Annotated in this window: 17 protein-coding genes and 1 pseudogene; 13 read left to right on the top strand and 5 right to left on the bottom strand. The window is 59.3% G+C overall.

Annotation, left to right across the window (positions count from 1 at the left end; all coding sequences use genetic code 11):
• The first annotated feature begins 66 nt into the window (after positions 1-66).
• On the top strand, positions 67-894 hold the full coding sequence (locus CEY05_RS08010) for a hypothetical protein (RefSeq protein ID WP_143220316.1): 828 nt from the start codon (positions 67-69) through the stop codon (positions 892-894).
• On the opposite strand, the gene CEY05_RS31220 is transcribed toward CEY05_RS08010, so the two are convergent.
• Positions 879-1055: a hypothetical protein gene (locus CEY05_RS31220; RefSeq protein WP_158219282.1), complete on the bottom strand. Its 177-nt coding sequence runs from the start codon at positions 1053-1055 to the stop codon at positions 879-881. The genes CEY05_RS08010 and CEY05_RS31220 overlap by 16 nt on opposite strands.
• A gap of 189 nt (positions 1056-1244) precedes the next feature.
• Between CEY05_RS31220 and CEY05_RS08020 the strand changes: the two genes are divergently transcribed.
• The gene (locus CEY05_RS08020; protein ID WP_143220317.1) at positions 1245-2003 is read left to right on the top strand and encodes a helix-turn-helix domain-containing protein; all 759 of its coding nucleotides are present in this window, start codon (positions 1245-1247) and stop codon (positions 2001-2003) included.
• 57 nt (positions 2004-2060) lie between these two features.
• Here CEY05_RS08020 and CEY05_RS08025 read toward each other — a convergent pair whose 3' ends face one another.
• Positions 2061-2573 carry a cupin domain-containing protein gene (locus tag CEY05_RS08025; protein WP_088598552.1) on the bottom strand — a complete coding sequence of 171 codons (513 nt, stop codon included), beginning with the start codon at positions 2571-2573 and terminating at the stop codon, positions 2061-2063.
• An 85-nt stretch (positions 2574-2658) separates the two neighbouring features.
• Positions 2659-3126, bottom strand: coding sequence for a hypothetical protein (locus CEY05_RS08030; protein WP_088597976.1), 468 nt, complete (start codon positions 3124-3126; stop codon positions 2659-2661).
• A 530-nt stretch (positions 3127-3656) separates the two neighbouring features.
• Here CEY05_RS08030 and CEY05_RS08035 point away from each other — a divergent pair.
• The 6 genes from CEY05_RS08035 to CEY05_RS08060 all read left to right on the top strand — a co-directional run bounded on the left by CEY05_RS08035 (position 3657) and on the right by CEY05_RS08060 (position 10438).
• Entirely contained in the window at positions 3657-4811 is a 1155-nt protein-coding gene (locus tag CEY05_RS08035; protein ID WP_088597977.1) for a sensor histidine kinase, read from the top strand.
• Between the two features lie 107 nt (positions 4812-4918).
• On the top strand, positions 4919-5176 hold the full coding sequence (locus tag CEY05_RS30850) for a hypothetical protein (protein ID WP_143220319.1): 258 nt from the start codon (positions 4919-4921) through the stop codon (positions 5174-5176).
• Between the two features lie 204 nt (positions 5177-5380).
• Positions 5381-6256, top strand: a complete 876-nt coding sequence (locus CEY05_RS08045) for a manganese catalase family protein (RefSeq protein ID WP_088597978.1) — start codon at positions 5381-5383, stop codon at positions 6254-6256.
• A 538-nt stretch (positions 6257-6794) separates the two neighbouring features.
• Positions 6795-8198, top strand: a complete 1404-nt coding sequence (locus CEY05_RS08050; protein WP_088597979.1) for an ATPase domain-containing protein — start codon at positions 6795-6797, stop codon at positions 8196-8198.
• Between the two features lie 56 nt (positions 8199-8254).
• Positions 8255-8617, top strand: coding sequence for a response regulator (locus CEY05_RS08055; RefSeq protein ID WP_088597980.1), 363 nt, complete (start codon positions 8255-8257; stop codon positions 8615-8617).
• A gap of 255 nt (positions 8618-8872) precedes the next feature.
• A complete protein-coding gene (locus CEY05_RS08060) occupies positions 8873-10438 on the top strand; it encodes a hybrid sensor histidine kinase/response regulator (protein ID WP_158219283.1) in 1566 nt (521 codons plus the stop codon).
• Between the two features lie 237 nt (positions 10439-10675).
• Here the strand turns inward: CEY05_RS08060 and xth are convergent, their stop codons facing one another.
• A complete protein-coding gene (xth, locus tag CEY05_RS08065) occupies positions 10676-11464 on the bottom strand; it encodes an exodeoxyribonuclease III (protein WP_088597982.1) in 789 nt (262 codons plus the stop codon).
• Between the two features lie 257 nt (positions 11465-11721).
• Here xth and CEY05_RS08070 point away from each other — a divergent pair, with 257 nt between their 5' ends.
• The 5 genes and pseudogenes from CEY05_RS08070 (at position 11722) to CEY05_RS08090 (ending at position 14617) form a co-directional block, all read left to right on the top strand.
• The gene (locus CEY05_RS08070; RefSeq protein WP_088597983.1) at positions 11722-12105 is read left to right on the top strand and encodes a response regulator; all 384 of its coding nucleotides are present in this window, start codon (positions 11722-11724) and stop codon (positions 12103-12105) included.
• 299 nt (positions 12106-12404) lie between these two features.
• The gene (locus CEY05_RS08075; RefSeq protein WP_198952721.1) at positions 12405-13139 is read left to right on the top strand and encodes a sigma-70 family RNA polymerase sigma factor; all 735 of its coding nucleotides are present in this window, start codon (positions 12405-12407) and stop codon (positions 13137-13139) included.
• Positions 13140-13143: 4 nt separating this feature from the next.
• Complete coding sequence (locus CEY05_RS08080; RefSeq protein ID WP_088597984.1) at positions 13144-13896, top strand: ChrR family anti-sigma-E factor; 753 nt, start codon at positions 13144-13146, stop codon at positions 13894-13896.
• Between the two features lie 167 nt (positions 13897-14063).
• Positions 14064-14321: pseudogene (locus CEY05_RS08085) on the top strand (methylated-DNA--[protein]-cysteine S-methyltransferase); the annotation flags it as partial.
• 14 nt (positions 14322-14335) lie between these two features.
• The gene (locus CEY05_RS08090) at positions 14336-14617 is read left to right on the top strand and encodes an Ada metal-binding domain-containing protein (RefSeq protein ID WP_088597985.1); all 282 of its coding nucleotides are present in this window, start codon (positions 14336-14338) and stop codon (positions 14615-14617) included.
• A 197-nt stretch (positions 14618-14814) separates the two neighbouring features.
• Here the strand turns inward: CEY05_RS08090 and CEY05_RS08095 are convergent, their stop codons facing one another.
• Positions 14815-15888, bottom strand: coding sequence for a LysR family transcriptional regulator (locus tag CEY05_RS08095; RefSeq protein WP_088597986.1), 1074 nt, complete (start codon positions 15886-15888; stop codon positions 14815-14817).
• Between the last annotated feature and the right edge of the window lie 133 nt (positions 15889-16021).

Below are 16021 nucleotides of genomic sequence, written 5' to 3' on the forward strand. Positions count from 1 at the left end.
CTCCGCCACTCGTGTTATGTTTTTTAGCGGTACGAATGGACCGTCTGAAACGTAACGGGAGCATGCATGGCGAATCGATCTTACTTGTATAGCCTCGACAACCGGCCTGCATCGTATGCCGATCGTCCGGGAACAATAGGCGGCTTGTCTGAATGGCCGTATGACGTGCCTTTCATATACCGGTTGTTGATGTCGGCCGACCCACAGCGTTGCGCGTCGCTGATTTCGGACGGCCTGGATGGATCGCCTGTGCCCCTGCATGCCATCAGCGCGCCTTTCGATGCCGGGTTCGAGCGGGTGAGCCGCTTCGCCGCCATCGTGAAGACCTTGATTGCCTTGCCGGAGCCGGAGCCGGCGACCGCTGCCGCGCCGCCGCCGGAAAACGACAAGCCGACGATCGCGCGCCAGGTTCTGCAATGGCTGGGGGTGGGGACCGCGCCAGCCGAAGCCGCTGAAGCCCCCGAGGCCGTCGCGGCAACGAAGCCGACAACGGTTGGCAGCGGATATCTGCGTGAAGCCCTTGACGAAACCCTCACGTTTCTCGAAGAGAATCGTGACGACTACCTGCTGCTCGAAACGGTAGAACTCGACGTCATGTCCGAGAGCGATCCGGACGCGCTGCGCGCGCTGGTCGGCGCCGAGATCGAGCGCTGCCGGCACGTGGGCGCCGCGTTCGACGCATTGCCCGCCGATATCACCGAGGCCGCGAAGTTGCTACGTCAAGCGGCTGCCGCATCCGCGCCAGCGCCCCTCGATGCCTTCCACGGCCTGCGCTTCGACGACGCGTTCGACAACACGCGCACTGGCGAAACGGAATGTCCGCTGGGTCTGGCATGGACCGACGTACTGTATTTCGCACCGTCCGACCGGGAGGAGTTTCAGGCCCGGGAGTGAGAGGCCCCCGACAGGCCGGCGCCTGAAGCAGCGACAGCCTCCATCATCAAGGCAGCCTCGAAGATACCCAGGCCCGCGCCGCGCTGGGCGGACTGATCGACCGGCTGGAAAGCCAGGAGCTGGTACGGCGCGGCGCCGATGGCCAGGACCGTCGCGCCCACCTGGTGTTCCTGACCCCGGCGGGCAGCGGATGATCGAACGCACAGATTGAATCCATTGTCCTCAGGAGCACCTCAGCAGTAATCTCCGGATTAACGACACTCCCGCTCAGCTTTCATTTCTATTAATATTTCGCTCCAAATGCGTTGATTTTTGTTGATATATGTAATCGACCAGGCGTGGTGAGTGAAGTGACTCCGTTCATACTGATAGAAGATAACCGCCGCCTTACCCTGCAAATGTGCGAGATGCCGCGCGCAAGGTATACCTGGTTCCTGTTCATGGCTGACTGCGAACCCGCCGGGTTTGGCCGGGATCGTCTCATTGCCGCCAGCGCCGCCCTCGCCGGCGAGTCGGAAGCCAAGCAGGAAGGAATGAGCGCCCTGCTTGAACAGAAACGGCGGATCGCTTTTCCTGCCGTCGTCACCCTGCCGAGTGTCAGGGACCAGCCTTTGGAACCCGTCGACCGCCACGTCATCGATCAGCTTCTCGAAGATATAAGCGACCGGGCCGATGCGCTGGCGAACATGCTGCAACTTCTGCGGCAGCGCCTGTCGGTAGCCGACGAACGGCCGGCTCCCCTACCCGTTCTCACCAATGACGCTGAGGAAGCGCGCCAGCCTGCTGTTTCTGTCCAGCAGACCTGGCGTCTCCTTGAAGGCCGTTTCTCCCTGCTTTCGCCCGAAGGTAAATCGGTGATCCTGACGCGTACGGAATATCAGTTCCTGCTCGCGTTATTCCAGGCGCCGGGATGCTGTCTTACCTACCAACAAACGCACCACGCCATCTATGCACAGGAAAGTGCATCGCCGCGCTCGCCCGGATCCATCTCGGTTCTGCTGAGCCGGCTGCGGGCGAAATTCCGCAAACTCGATGTAGAACTGCCCTTGCACACCCTGCGCGGACAAGCCTATGTCTTTTCGGGCAAGGCGACGATTTTGGCTCGGTAGTTTCTCCCGGTGCTGCGCTACGCAGCCTGGCTTTGCTAGACCTGGGCGTGCGCCGATTCAGGACTTGCCCCACAAATGGGTTAATGGACCGCCTTTTCCCGATACCGGGTCACTGTCCGGGAACGGCAAGTTTTCCATCCGCTCCAGCATCTCGGGGGTCGGCGCTTCGCGGCATATATCGAACTGCTGATTCGGCGGATACGCGCCCACCACCAGGAAGTCCGGCGTTGCTGAAAGCGCGCAGTGACCGATGCCCGAGGGCAGGACGAGCACATCGCCTGCGCTGACTCCGATCCGTCTGCCATCCGGCCCGCCCAGCATCAATTCCGCCGAGCCCCCGGCGACACAAAGCACTTCATGCGCCGTGGAATGGTAATGGTGGTAGTCGTATATCCCGGCGCGCCATTGGGCCGGCCAGCCATTTCGCGCGACCATTTCCTCGAACGCAGAAGCAATCGCGTCGATGCCACCCGGCTGCAATACGGCGGCATAGTGCAGCACCGGCAAACGCGGATTGTTCGGCACCCAGCCGTTCTTTTGCAGGATGAAGCTATCTGGCTTATCGAGCATCTTGGCCACCTTTTCAGCACCTTTCGATCACCGCGGCGACAGGGCCTCGGCTGGAAGCGCCTGCCATATCTCCAGGCGTACACGCCTATTCCAAGTCCTCATCACGCTCGTAGCTATCCTCGAAATCCAGATAGTCCTCGTGCAGGCCTTGCACGAGGCGTCCGGTCGGTTTGCCCTCGGCGTCCGTCTCCATCAACTGCCAGCGGGGAACATCGTCGTCCTGCGGACCGTGATCCAGCGCCATGACGAAGGTATTTCCCAGCGCCTTGCCGTAGGCGAGCAAGAGTTCATTCAGCGCGTCGGGGGCCACGATGCTGCGCAGGGTCTTCAAGGTCACTTCGAGGTCCGGGCGGTCGAACAAGGCTTCGCTCACCGTCACCTCGACCGCATCCGCGGCCCGGTGCACCTCCTGCAGCAAGAGGAAGCGGGCGAATTGGGGAATATCCTCACTCAATTCGCTATCGACCCAACTTTTGGGGTCCGTGCAGCCCGCGGCCTCCATGGCGGCGGCCAGCGCGGCGCGGCGCTCGGTGTTGGACTTGTTGTCGGTCATGGCTATCGCTCCCGGAATCGCATGGCAACCAAAGAGCTGCCATTCTATGCGACGGAAATGGCGATGTCCGCTTGTCAGCAGGGTCCTCACGCTTCGCGATCGCGACATTGGCAGGACTGCGGCGCGGTGCCATCCCTGCCGGACGCCCTTCCAACGATGGATCGACATTCCTCACGATGAGCGTTACGATTTGAATCCGCGCAACCGGAAAGCCTCCTTGGAACCGTCAATTCTCTCAACCGCTATCGGCGCATCTCATAGGCGTGGAAGGCGGATCCCTACTCTGCCTTTAATGAACTGCGGGCGCAAGGTCGTGGCGTATCTGCTTTAGAGGGCAGGAATTTGTAGTTAACGCCAGCAGCAGCCTTGGCGGCCTATTTGTTCATACGGTTCATTATCCGGCCCTCAGCACCAATCTGACGGAAGGATCCAAGGGAATCTGGGCTAGCGGGCCCATCCCCTCGTTGCTTCTGTAATACACCTCCGAAGTCGGATCGAAGCCATCTTACGAGCGCCATGGGAGTCAGTGGATGTCCTCTCTATCCCGCTTTATCCGGACGTACGCCGATGCACTGGTCGACGACTGGGTCGCTTATGCGTTGGCGCTGAACGAGGGTCGAAGCAAATTATCGCAAGCTGACCTTAGAAATTCCGGGCCCGGCATTCTCGCCGCCCTGGCGGCGAACATGGGTCAGTCGCAAAGCAAGAAGCAAGCAGTCGAAAAATCCCATGGCATGAAACGCCAGGCTGACCAGAGCTTCGATCAGGTCTGCCAGGCTCACGCAGGGGATCGCTTAGCCCAAGGATTTTCGCTCAATGACATCATCGCGGAGTTCCGCGCTCTGCGCGCAAGCGTGGTTCGACGGTGGCGCGCCCACCCCGATTTCACTGCGCATGATATTGACGATCTGGAGCGCTTTCATGAAGCGATCGACCAGGCCCTTACCGAATCGGTGAAGGAATATTCCGCACGGGCAGAACGCGCGCGCGCACTTTTTGCCGGCGTACTTGCGCACGATCTGCGCGCGCCGCTCGGGGTGGTTCTCCATGCAGCCACTTTACTGAGCCGCAATGGGAATGCAATTACAAGTCCAGAATGCGCGAAGCATTTCGATTTCATTCAGCGAAGTACCGCCACGATGAAGCTGCTGATCGATGATCTCCTAGTCTTCGCGCGCACTCGACTGGGCGACGATCCGGTTATCGCGGCGTCACCTCAAGACATGGGGATCATCTGCAAAGAGACAGCCGACCACGTCGGTTCAGTATTTGATGACAAGGCCATTGAGGTCAAATGCATCGGGGATCTCCATGGGGTGTGGGACCGCGGCCGGATCGCGCAACTCTTGACCAACTTGCTATCCAACGCGGTTCGATATGGGGATGGTGTCGTCAAGCTGTCGGCCGTTGGAGGTGAGAGCGAAGTCGAAGTACGGGTCGAAAACGGCGGCAAGCCAATTCCTGAGCGTGCTTTGCCCACGTTATTCGACCCCTTGACGACATTGAATGCGGTCAGCGGGAGCCCGGACATGGCAGCTGGCGTGGGACTTGGCCTTTATATCTGCCGCTCGATCGCTGTCGCGCACCAAGGTTCAATTGCGGTCGATTCGAATGAATCACGTACGGTGTTTACGCTGTTGTTGCCTAAAGAGCGGCACGCCAGACCCTTTCCTCTGGATCAGTAAGCACGGCATGAGGTTTGCCATGATGCGGGCGGGCTCATTGCGCCCTACTCCGCGTCGGTGCCAACCAAAGCCGGCGCACCCCTTACTGTCTATTCCTGAGGTCACTCATGACTAACCCAGACCCCACCACACCTACCGGCAACCCACCCGCATTCGAACCATCTTCAGAAGATCAGGTGGACATCGCAGATCGCGTTCAAAAAGACCTCGACAAGGCCAATGAGCACGAGCGTGCGCAAACGCCCGAGTCCTCCGGTAAGGCCACCGAATTCGACGGCAATCCTAACGTAGATACCGATGACGATGGCGGCGTATTCAGCCCTCGCGATGACACGCCGCAAGTTATTCCTACGAAGGACAATTGAGCGCTTGGTGGTCTTATGCACAGCGCTAAGCCTGGAGACTAACGATGCGCAGGATTCGCTCATGAATGGGCATATCGTTTAGCGCTTTCTACAAAATCTCCAGGTTTTCCCCGGCGAAAAGGACATTTCCGCATCGCGGCACACCGATTGCAAAGAGGACGCGGGTCCTGCATTCGGCGGGACATCCACAATCGGGACTCTTCCATGTTCGCTCATAACAAACGTCTGCAATACACAGTACGCGTAAGCCAGTCCAATCCTGGCCTGGCTAATCTCCTGCTTGAGCAATTCGGTGGACCGCAGGGGGAATTGGCTGCAGCCTGTCGGTACTTTACTCAAGCGATTGGCGAAGACGATCCGGGCCGCAAGGATATGCTCTTTGATATCGCCACTGAAGAACTGAGCCACCTGGAGGTGATTGGCTCTCTGGTAGCCATGTTGAACAAGGGTGCGAAGGGCCAACTTGCCGAAGCAACCATGACGGAAGCGGAGCTCTACCGTTCCCTCCAGGGTGCTGGCAACGATTCGCACGTCACGCAGATCCTGTACGGCGGCGGGCCCGCGCTGACGAATTCAGGTGGCCAGCTTTGGAATGCCGGCTACATCGATACGATTGGTGATCCTACTGCCGATCTTCGGTCCAACGTGGCAGCGGAAGCGCGGGCGAAGGTCATCTATGAGCGCCTGATCAACGTCACCGACGATCCGGGCGTGAAGGAGGCGCTCGGCTTTCTGATGACGCGAGAAATTGCACATCTGCAATCCTTCGAGAAAGCGCTGTATTCAATCGAACCCAACTTCCCTCCAGGGAAGCTGCCCGGCGATCCCAAGTTCTCCAATGTCTATTTCAACATGTCGCAGGGCGATGGCGATCTCAGCGGCCCATGGAATAAGGAATCGACCTTCGAGGTGATTTCCGACCAGGACGAGCAATCGGCGGTGGACGGCGGAGACGGCTTGGCGACTGTCAAACTGACAGAAGATGAGTTGGCGGCAGTGCAGGCGTTGGCGTCGCGCACCGCGTCCGATCTGGAAAGTGACCCGGAAACCAGCGCAGACCGGGGCATGGCCCTGTCATAACTTCGTACCACTCTCGTAAGGAGGCCAAAGTTTCTTCGCGGCGGCTCCTTAAGACGACACCAGGCAGGAGGACACAACGTTTCGAACGTGTTCTCCTGCCTGGTGTCGTCGCCCCTCCTTTTTTGAGACCTTTTTTTATGACCGCCAGCCAGCGGTGGGAGGCTGATTGCCTCCCAGGAGCCCGGCTCCGGTAATCCGTGGCCGATGGGTAACCGCTGAATGAGCTGGCAGTGCATCATTGCGACTCTCGATTACCCGTACGCCGGCGCTGTCCGTCGTTTTCGTCGGCAGCCGCGGCCTAAATGGCGGATAAACCGCCCACTAACGTGGGTGTACCAGCGCGAACTTCAGCCCCGACACCCCGGCAATTAGCCAGCGCAGAGACCTGAAGCGCGTTCAACTGGCGGCCGAAGCTGTTGCGCTAGCCACGGTTTCGCAGCGGGGGAGACTGATGGCAGACCGAAGATTACCCAGGAAAACGATTAGAATAGGCGCGCTGCGTTGACGCAGTGCACACAGTAGAGATCGGAGAATTCCATTGAAGCATCTCCCGCGCATGCAAAGCGGTATCCCTGGGCTTGACCAGATATTAAACGGCGGGTTCATCGACGGCGCGTCCTATATTGTTCAAGGGCGACCTGGGGCCGGAAAGACGATACTGGCGAACCAGATTGCGTTCGCGCGAGCATCCGCGGGCGCCCGAGTGCTCTACGTCACGCTGCTCGCGGAGAGCCATGAGCGACTGTTCCAGAGCATGTCCACCTTGGACTTCTTCGATGATCAAAAGCTTGGACGCGAGATCATCTTCGTCAGCGTTTTCCACACGTTGCGTGAGGAAGGCCTTGACGCTGTTGTGCAACTTCTGCGCCAGGAAACGAAGCGCCATCGAGCTACATTGCTCATTTTTGACGGCCTGCTCAACGCGCGCGATCGCGCCGCCACCGACCTGGATGTCAAGACCTTCGTTGCCGAGGTACAGGGACAAGCCGCTTTTGTCGGTTGTACGGTCCTCTTCCTGACAAGTGCACGGCTGGAAGACAATAGCCCCGAATACACCATGGTTGATGGTGTGATCGACCTCAGCGACGAACTTTTCGGCGTTCGCTCGGTTCGGCAGATGCACGTGCGCAAATCAAGGGGCAGCAAAGCGATAAGCGGTTTACATCAGTACGAGATCTCTGATGCCGGCATCACAGTCTATCCGCGCATCGAGGCGATGACCTGGCCTGCTGCGGCGACGATGCCAACGCAGGCCCGAGCCACCAGCGGTGTGGCGAGCATTGATGCGCTGTTGAACGGCGGACTTCCTCAGGGTTCGATCAGCCTGTTGGCGGGCCCGAGCGGCAGTGGCAAGACCAGTCTAGGATTACATTTCCTCAGCGCCGGCTCCGTCGATGAGCCAGCGCTTCATTTCGGCTTTTATGAAGAACCCGAGTCCCTGCTCGCCAAGGCTAGGGCATTGGGCATCGATTTGTCCAAGTCGGGCTCTCCCGCGCTGGAAATTTGCTGGAACCAGCTCGGCGAAAATCTGCTCGATAAACTTGGGCATCAACTCCTCGATCTGGTGCGCCAGAACAAGACTCGGCGCGTATTCATCGACGGTTTCGGCGCGTTTGATCGCGCCGCGGTTCATAAGGACCGCCTGGTTGAATTCGCATCGGTTTTGACCAATCAACTACGGCGACTGGGGGTCACCGTCTTGATGACGTGGGAGCTGAGAGACTTTGGGGATTTGACCGAACGGTTTCCTTCTGTGGAGCTATCGGCCATGTTTGACAACTTGATCATGATCCGGCAGTCGGAACAGGATCACGACTTGCTAAGAAGCATCGCTGTACAAAAAATGCGAAATAGCACCTTCGACTCAGCTGCTCATGCCCTGCAATTAGGTATTGACGGTTTGAAGATTGGGGCGAAGCTGAGCCCTTCATCCAAAGCCTAACGACGCCATACGCCCTGAGCAGGAAGCTATTGAAAATGATCGGAGGTTGAGGCGCTATGGCGTTGATTTTGGTGGCAGACGATGAAATCTTGTTGGCCGAGGTGCTCAGGGATATCCTTGGGGACGCCGGCCACGAGGTGGTTGTCGCTCAGCATGGAAAGCGCGCACTCGAGATGATTCGGGAGAGACGACCTGCACTTGTCATTAGTGATTTCATGATGCCCATCATGACGGGCCTGGAATTGGCGGAGGCAGTCAAAGCGGACGCCGAATTGGCAGACCTCCCTATCGTCCTGGTAACCGGGGCGCAAGGCCACATCGCAAGAGATCACGGTGACTTGTTTATCGACGTTCTTGACAAGCCTTACGACTTGAACCGCTTGATCGAATTGATCGACTCTGTCGTAACCAAGCCCTGATTACATTCCCGCTTCAGACCGGGGCCCGCGCTGACCCGCTTCCCTGCTCTATATCGTGACATCCCCCCGCAGCGCGTAGGAATACTCCAAGGGCGAGGCCCTTTTGATCATCGACAGCGGTCAATGGCGCGAGGACCCTCACGGACAGCTCTCAAAGTAGCCAAGAATTGGACTACCGAAGGCACACACGAATCCCTCCCCCCAACAGAAAGGCCGACCAAGGCTGAAGCGTCCCTTGCAGAGCTCCATCGAAAAATGAACGCGCGAATTTTGGTCGTTGGGAACGACTCTGTTGAACTTGCAAAGATCCAAGACGAGCTGAGACGGGCACGGCCGCAGTTCGACGTTCGATATGCAACTGGTGAAGACGTATTCGAAAGGATGCTGAGGCTGGGTGAAATCGACGCCATCGTCGCCGACTTTGACATGCTCGATTTTGGGAACGCCGCCGTCATCGACATGGTGAAGGACATCAGTCCGGACATTCCGCTTATCTTCCTGTCACAAGGAAGCGGAGAGGAACTCGCCATCGCGGCCTTGAAACAAGGGGCCACGGACTATGTCCTCAAGCATCTTCGACTTCGTCTTCCTTCCTCGATCGACCGCGCGCTGACCGTCGCCGACACTGCCCGTAAACGACGAGACGCTGAGACCTCCTTGCGCGCGCTTAATTCGATGCTGGAAGATAGGGTGCGCGCGCGCACGCAGGAGCGCGATCTCGTTTGGCGGATCACGCGCGATCTGATGGTGATCTGCGATGCCGATGGCGAGGTTCTGAGCTGCAATCCCGCGTGGACCACCCTACTCGGCTGGGAACAAAGCGTGTTGATAGGCAGACACTTTCAATCTTTGCTTGCACCGCCCAGCAAGGAAATCGCCGTCCAGGCTTGTGCGCAATTGAGCAGGTACCACTACATTCCCGACGTGGATCTTGAGCTGATGCGTGCCGACCTAGCCACCGGTCGCGAGTTCAATTGGAATTTCACGAAGATCGAGGACGGCCGTGTCTTCGCGGTTGGCCGGGATCTCACACAGAGGAAAGCGATCGAAGCACAGCTTGTGCAATCGCAACGCATGGAGTCGCTAGGCCAGTTGACCGGGGAGGCCGCTCACGATTTCGCCAACGTCCTCATGATCATTCAGGGTAATTTGCAAACCCTGAAGAGCTTTCACGGCGCGGCGTATACAGAGCGGCAATCACGTTTTCTAGAAAACGGACTGAAGGGAATTACCCGCGGTGCATATCTGACGAAAGCCTTGCTTGCATACGCCCGCAAAGGGGCGCATTCGCCCCAGGAGACAAACGTGGGTGAGGTCGTCAAACGGACAGCCAACCTCCTGGCGCCAGCGCTAGGCGCAGAGATTTCCCTTGAGCTTGACATCGTCGATGGTGTTTGGCCGGTCTTCGTCGACGGCAACGAGCTGGAAGTCGCTTTGGTCAACCTCTCGAACAATGCCCGCGATTCATTGTCAGAAGCAAGGCGAGGCCGGCTCCTTATCTCGGTAAAGAATTGCACAATCAAGGATGAATTTTCTGGCGGCGGCCGGCTTCCTGCGGGCGACTATGTCGAGTTGACGATGACCGATAATGGCATGGGTATGCTACCTGAGGTTCAAGCGAAGGCCTTTGATCCCTTCTTCAGCACGAAGCGGGGAGGTCACAGCAACGGCATAGGTCTGAGCCAAGTCTACGGGTTCGCCAAACAATGTGGAGGGAATGCGGTCATTCTGACGACCCCCAACGTCGGAACCTCGGTACGTCTACTATTTCCCAGATTAGCCAAGTCTGCATCGGAATCGAGTCGAGAACCGGCCGTTTGAATTTCACCCATCCTCGATTGCACCCCCTCGACCACAACCGCTCGATGCGCTTTCTGGCCTCCGGTTGATATTTCCTTCTCGGCCACGACGGACAGCTCACAGCTATCGCAATGCCCGCAGCGCCGCCAAGCGCGCGATATCCATCCTGGCAGTCCTTCGCGACAAGTTCGGCATCGGTCAGTTTCAGTAACGCTGCCGCGCGTAGCGGGCCCAGGTGACACCCACACCAGGGTGAGATCAACGGCCGCGCCCTGTCTTCGCAGGAATCAATTCCGCCCAGACCGGTGCATGGTCGCTTGGGCTTTCAGCGGCCCGTTCGTCCCGGTCGACACGGGCGGCCTTGACGTGCAGCGCCGCACTGACCAGGATGTGATCGATCCGCAAGCCCGCGTCGCGTTCCCAGCGTTTCCGACGATAATCCCAGAACGTGTAAGGCGGGTGCTTACCATGGACTTGCGCCAGGGCGTCGGTCCAACCCTGCGCGAGGATTTGGGCATAAGCCTCGCGGACCTCGGGCTGCAACAGCGCGTTATCGCGCCACGTAGCGGGCTTGTAAATGTCCAGGTCGGTCGGCACCACATTCCAGTCCCCCAAGAGGACGACCGGCTGCCCCGTATCCCACAACGCCTGGGCGCGAGCGCGCATCCGTTCCATCCAGGCAAGCTTATAGGCGAATTTTGGGCCGGGTTGGGGGTTGCCATTGGGTGCATACAAGCAGCAGAACAAGACGCCGTTAATGGCCGCCTCGACGTAACGGGCTTCCTTATCCTTGCCGTCCCCGGGCAGTGCCGTCAGTACCTGGACGGGTTCGAGGTCTCGAGCAAGTAGTGCCACGCCGTTCCAACTGCGTTGACCGACGACCACACTGTAATACCCTGCCCGCTCGAACGCATCGGTAGGGAATTGAGTAGCGGGAATCTTCAGCTCTTGCAGGGCCACCACGTCTGGCGCCGTCCGGGCCAGCCAATCGATAAGCTGGTCCAGTCGCTTGAGTACGTGATTAACGTTCCAGGTCGCCACCCGCACCGCGCTCTCCCCCTTGCACCGTCTAGCGCCTGACCCACGTTGGCCTTCAGCAGCGCTATCGTTGCCGCCAGGGAGGCATCCTCGGCAGGCAACCTCGAATCCAAAAGCAAATTTCACGCCCAAGCCCCCGGAGACCGCCAAATCCCTTGCGACTGCGCGTCCAGGGCTTTCACACGCGGAAACCGCCTCGTTAGCCCTGCGGCACGGAAATTGCTAAGCGACGCGTTTTAACGCTTTCCACTTCGCTCTGATAAATCATGAGTAAAAATGTTTTGGTGGTCGATGACGACCCGATGGGGCTTGCTGTTTTGGCCGAAATCTTCGATGGACTGGGATTCCAGACCATCAGTGCCGCAAGCGGTCGCGAAGCCACCACGATTCTTGAGTCCAGCACCTCGATCGATCTGGTGGTCACAGATGTAAACATGCCTGAGATTACAGGGCTGGACGTCTTTGAAGCTGCCCGCCGCCGGGATGCTCACCTCCCCGTGGTCTACATCACCGGCTTCATCCCGAAACCCCTGCAGCGCGTTCTTGCGGACGCCAGCTCCACGGTGGTCCTGCAGAAACCGTTCGAGCTTTCTGCCTTGCTAAAAGCGTTGAACACGGTAATACCCCTGGATCCGCCAGCAAAAGCCTGACGGACTCCGCGAGCCCGGCGCGCCGGTACCTTGCTCTACACCTCGGACGCCGACACGGGCAAGCGGGAAGCGTCTTTGGGAATTTTTTGAATTGGATGGTGATCCAGAGGAAGCATTGCGCCGTATGAAGGGTACGAGCAGCACCGGGCCGGTCGACTCAACCCTGGAGAATTTCATGGCGCGCTTTTCCAAGACATTCATACCCGCCGTCGCTACCAGCATATTGCTCGCCGATCTGCTTAATTCGAACGGTATGGTATATACCGTCGACGAAGTATTGATGCCCAAGTGACATCGTGATGGGTACATCCGCCACGCTCGCGGGTATGCTACCGGTTTCCGTCCCGCGCGAACCTCGTTTCGCGCAGGACGGGCGTCGGAATATTTCATCCGTTGCCCGCTCATCCGATAAGAGGCAGGCAAGCTTCTCCCCGGCAGCGGTGACATCGGAGCCCGTGATTCAATCGCTAGAACCCTCAACGCCATCGACAGCGCCATCTCGCACACAGCACGATTGGGCCGCGCTGGTGCGATCGGTCGCTCAGGAACGGGACCGAGCCAGCTTCATCACGATCTACGATCATTACGCACCACGGCTGCAGCGGTATCTGGAAGGGCTTAGCGTCCCGTCCGGCCTCGCCGAGGAACTGGTGCAGGATGCGCTGCTCAAGTTGTGGCACAAGGCCAATCTTTTCGACCCTGCGCGAGCATCCCTCAGTACCTGGCTCTACCGCGTAACGCGCAACCTGTATATCGATCACCATCGGAATGACAAGGGTTGGATCGAGGTACAAGCCGTCCTTGAAGATTTCGAGGCCGACGACACCAGCAGTACTGAAGAGGAAGCGACGGAGCAGGCCTTGCTTGCCGCGCTGGCGCAACTGCCGGAACAGCAGGCCCGTGTCGTTCACATGTCCTACTTTCAGGCCAAGACGCAGCGCGAGATCGCCGCTGATCTGCGGATGCCATTGGGCACTGTCAAGTCCCATATCCGCCGGGCCTTCGACAAATTACGCAAACGGTTAAGAGATTGAAGTCATGAAACCAGACCACCATCTGGACGATGCGACGTTGCTCAGCTATAGCGCTGGTGCCCTGCCCTTGCCGCTCTCGGTCGTTGCCAGCGCCCATCTTGCAGTCTGCGCCCGCTGCCGCATCAGGTTGCGACAAGCCGATGCGCTGGGCGGTGCGCTGATAGAAGCGGACGTCGCCCCGTGCGGCGAAGAGCGGCCACGTGACGCCGAGCCGATATCAGCCGTCGCAGCGGCGGCACGTATGGCAATGTTGCGACGTCTCGATCAAAGCGACAGCACCGATGAAGCCGGTATGAACGCCGCCCGTGCGACTGGCCGAGCACGCCACGGCGGGGCTGGGCTCGACGTTTCGCCCACGGCGAGTGGCATGGAGCAGGACGACGCATTGCCCGTGGCGGTGCAGCCGTACTTTGGCGCGACGTTGAGCGGGGTGCGGTGGCGCTTCCTTGCGCCGGGCGTGCAGCACGTACGTGCCCGCGTCCCGGAGGGACGACTGTTCCTGCTCAAGCTTGCCCCGGGCATCCGACTGCTGGAACACGGGCACGGCCGCAACGAACTCAGTCTCATCCTGCGTGGCGCCTACACCGATCACTTGGGTGTATTTCGAGCGGGCGACGTTGCCGATCTGGACAGTGACGTCGAGCACCAACCGGTCATCACCAGTGCTGAACCGTGCATCACCCTGGGCGCCACCGACGCACCGATGCGCATCAAGAGCCGGGGCCTGCGGCTGTTGCAGCCCTGGCTACGTCTCTAGCGCTTACCGATAACAATCGGGTGGAAACTCAGATCAGGGCCAGGGTTAGCACATTACATCGCAAGAATTGGAGTTTCCCAGAACTTCCCCGCAGGCAAAGTATTGCCAAACGCGATAGCGGTGATACCTATCTGTTCGGTGACCTGGGTGTAACGCGCCTCTAATAAGCGGGCACGACCACGAGCTATGGCAAGCTGGCCAAGTCCCTGGGGTTCGACGACCCACGTGCGGCCATCGACATAGGCGCTGCGAACGGCGGAAACCCGATCGCCATCATCGTGCCTTGCCATCGGGTCATCGCCAGCAATGGCGACCTCAAGGGCTATGCCTGGGGCCTGCATCGCAAGCGTTGGCTGCTGGAGCATGAAGAAGCAATCGCTTCCCGGAAGGAAGCGCCACAGACCGCCATGCTGCCAGGGCTCTAACGGAAGAACACGCTGTGAGCAAGGCATTCACGCTGCTAGGGCCGGATGGCAGGCTTTACACCAGCCCGATACCAGGCACCTATGGCGGCCATCGTGGCGGCAAGCTGTACGGCCGGCTCGATTGCCGCGCCGCGCTGCAGGCGATCGCGCGTGGCGGCTATGTGAAACAGCGCGTGTTCTTCGCCGATGCGGCAACGGCAGTGGCGGCCGGCTACCGGCCGTGTGCGGTCTGCATGCCGGATGAATATGCGATTTGGAAGAAGGTTCTGCCGGCAAAGAAGCACGCGGCCAAATGAGAACGCCGGGAATGCGCGGGCGCTGCTCGCCAGGCTCGTTGCGGTGACTTCGTTGTCCTCGCCGTTCCGTACTCGAGCGTCGCGTCGGTCGTGGCCGACTTTGATGGTGCGCTCGCAGCACTCGGCTTGATGGCAGCGCTACGCAGCCGCGGAGGGCGAAGACGCTCAAGCCCGCCGGATTCGGGAAATGGTCCCGACTAGACGAGCGTACGCGATCGCTTGCCCTTGACACGTGCGACCGCCGGCGCTGCCTTTGGCGCGACCTCGGATAGCACCTGGTGCCTTTCTGCCACCGCCTTCGCTCGGGCTTCCCTCGCGGCAGCGGGACGCTGACCACGCGCGGTGTCATCGTTCAACACCTCCAGGTAGCTCTCCTCGATATTCAGCCGCTCGACCAGAAAATCGACGAACGCACGCACTTTCGGTGACTGCACCTGGCCGCGCGGGAACAGCGCATGCAAATCGACGTCCATGCCACGCCAGCCGGGGAGCACGCGTTGCACCAAGCCCTGCTCGACGAGCGCCCGCACATAGACGTCGCTGGTCAGCATCAAGCCTTCGCCATCCAACATTACGGTGCGCACCGCGCTCGGATCGCTGGCAATCATGACGGGGTCGACCGGGAACTCGTGCGGATTTCCGTTGCCATCGTCGAGAGTCCAGGCGAAGCCGTGGGCGCTACGGTGATTGGTCTGCACCGTTGCCCGATGGTGGATCAGATCGTCGGGATGCATCGGCTCGGAGAAACGCGCGATGTAACTGGGCGCGGCGTAGATTGCGGTATGGAACACGGCAAGCTTGCGTGCCGCCAAGTTGGAATCCGCCAGTGCGCCCACGCGCAACGCCACGTCGATTTCGCCGGCGATGATGTCGACCTGGTCGTTGCTCAGCAGCAGTTCCACGCGCACTCCCGGATGTCGGGCGTGGAATTCGCTGAGCAAGGGCGCGACCCATGTGTTGCCCACGGGATGCGATGCGGTGACGCGCAGCCAACCTCGCGGTCCGCTCTGCAATTGACCTACAGCGCTTTCCGCCTCGTCGAGGTCGCGCGCAATGCGTTGGCAATGCGCGAAATAAATATTGCCCGCTTCGGTCAAGCCGAGCTTGCGGGTGGTGCGATGCAGTAGCTGGGCACCCAATCGCTCTTCTAGCTCCTGCACCCTACGACTGACGGTCGCTTTAGGCATGTGCAGCGTGTTCGCGGCAGCCGTGAAGCTGCCCAGCTCTACTACCTTGACGAACACCATGGTGTCATTGAGATCTCGGTTCATGAAGTTTTCTGAAAATTGTTCCGCTGGTGAAACAATTATTCCAGGAAATGCCATCTAATCAAGCGAAAACGACAAGATTATATTGGCAGGGTCAACAAAGGAGGTCACTACCTCCATCTACCGACCTAAGGAT

The sequence above is a fragment of the Achromobacter sp. HZ34 genome, from assembly GCF_002209485.1.
Lineage (GTDB): Bacteria > Pseudomonadota > Gammaproteobacteria > Burkholderiales > Burkholderiaceae_B > Bordetella_C.

Coding starts and splice junctions, on each gene's coding strand:
- CEY05_RS08010 (WP_143220316.1), top strand. CDS start 67: ATGGCGAATCGATCTTACTTGTATAGCCTCGACAACCGGCCTGCATCG.
- CEY05_RS08025 (WP_088598552.1), bottom strand. CDS start 2,573: ATGCTCGATAAGCCAGATAGCTTCATCCTGCAAAAGAACGGCTGGGTG.
- CEY05_RS08030 (WP_088597976.1), bottom strand. CDS start 3,126: ATGACCGACAACAAGTCCAACACCGAGCGCCGCGCCGCGCTGGCCGCC.
- CEY05_RS08035 (WP_088597977.1), top strand. CDS start 3,657: ATGTCCTCTCTATCCCGCTTTATCCGGACGTACGCCGATGCACTGGTC.
- CEY05_RS30850 (WP_143220319.1), top strand. CDS start 4,919: ATGACTAACCCAGACCCCACCACACCTACCGGCAACCCACCCGCATTC.
- CEY05_RS08045 (WP_088597978.1), top strand. CDS start 5,381: ATGTTCGCTCATAACAAACGTCTGCAATACACAGTACGCGTAAGCCAG.
- CEY05_RS08055 (WP_088597980.1), top strand. CDS start 8,255: ATGGCGTTGATTTTGGTGGCAGACGATGAAATCTTGTTGGCCGAGGTG.
- CEY05_RS08060 (WP_158219283.1), top strand. CDS start 8,873: ATGAACGCGCGAATTTTGGTCGTTGGGAACGACTCTGTTGAACTTGCA.
- CEY05_RS08070 (WP_088597983.1), top strand. CDS start 11,722: ATGAGTAAAAATGTTTTGGTGGTCGATGACGACCCGATGGGGCTTGCT.
- CEY05_RS08075 (WP_198952721.1), top strand. CDS start 12,405: ATGGGTACATCCGCCACGCTCGCGGGTATGCTACCGGTTTCCGTCCCG.
- CEY05_RS08080 (WP_088597984.1), top strand. CDS start 13,144: ATGAAACCAGACCACCATCTGGACGATGCGACGTTGCTCAGCTATAGC.
- CEY05_RS08095 (WP_088597986.1), bottom strand. CDS start 15,888: ATGAACCGAGATCTCAATGACACCATGGTGTTCGTCAAGGTAGTAGAG.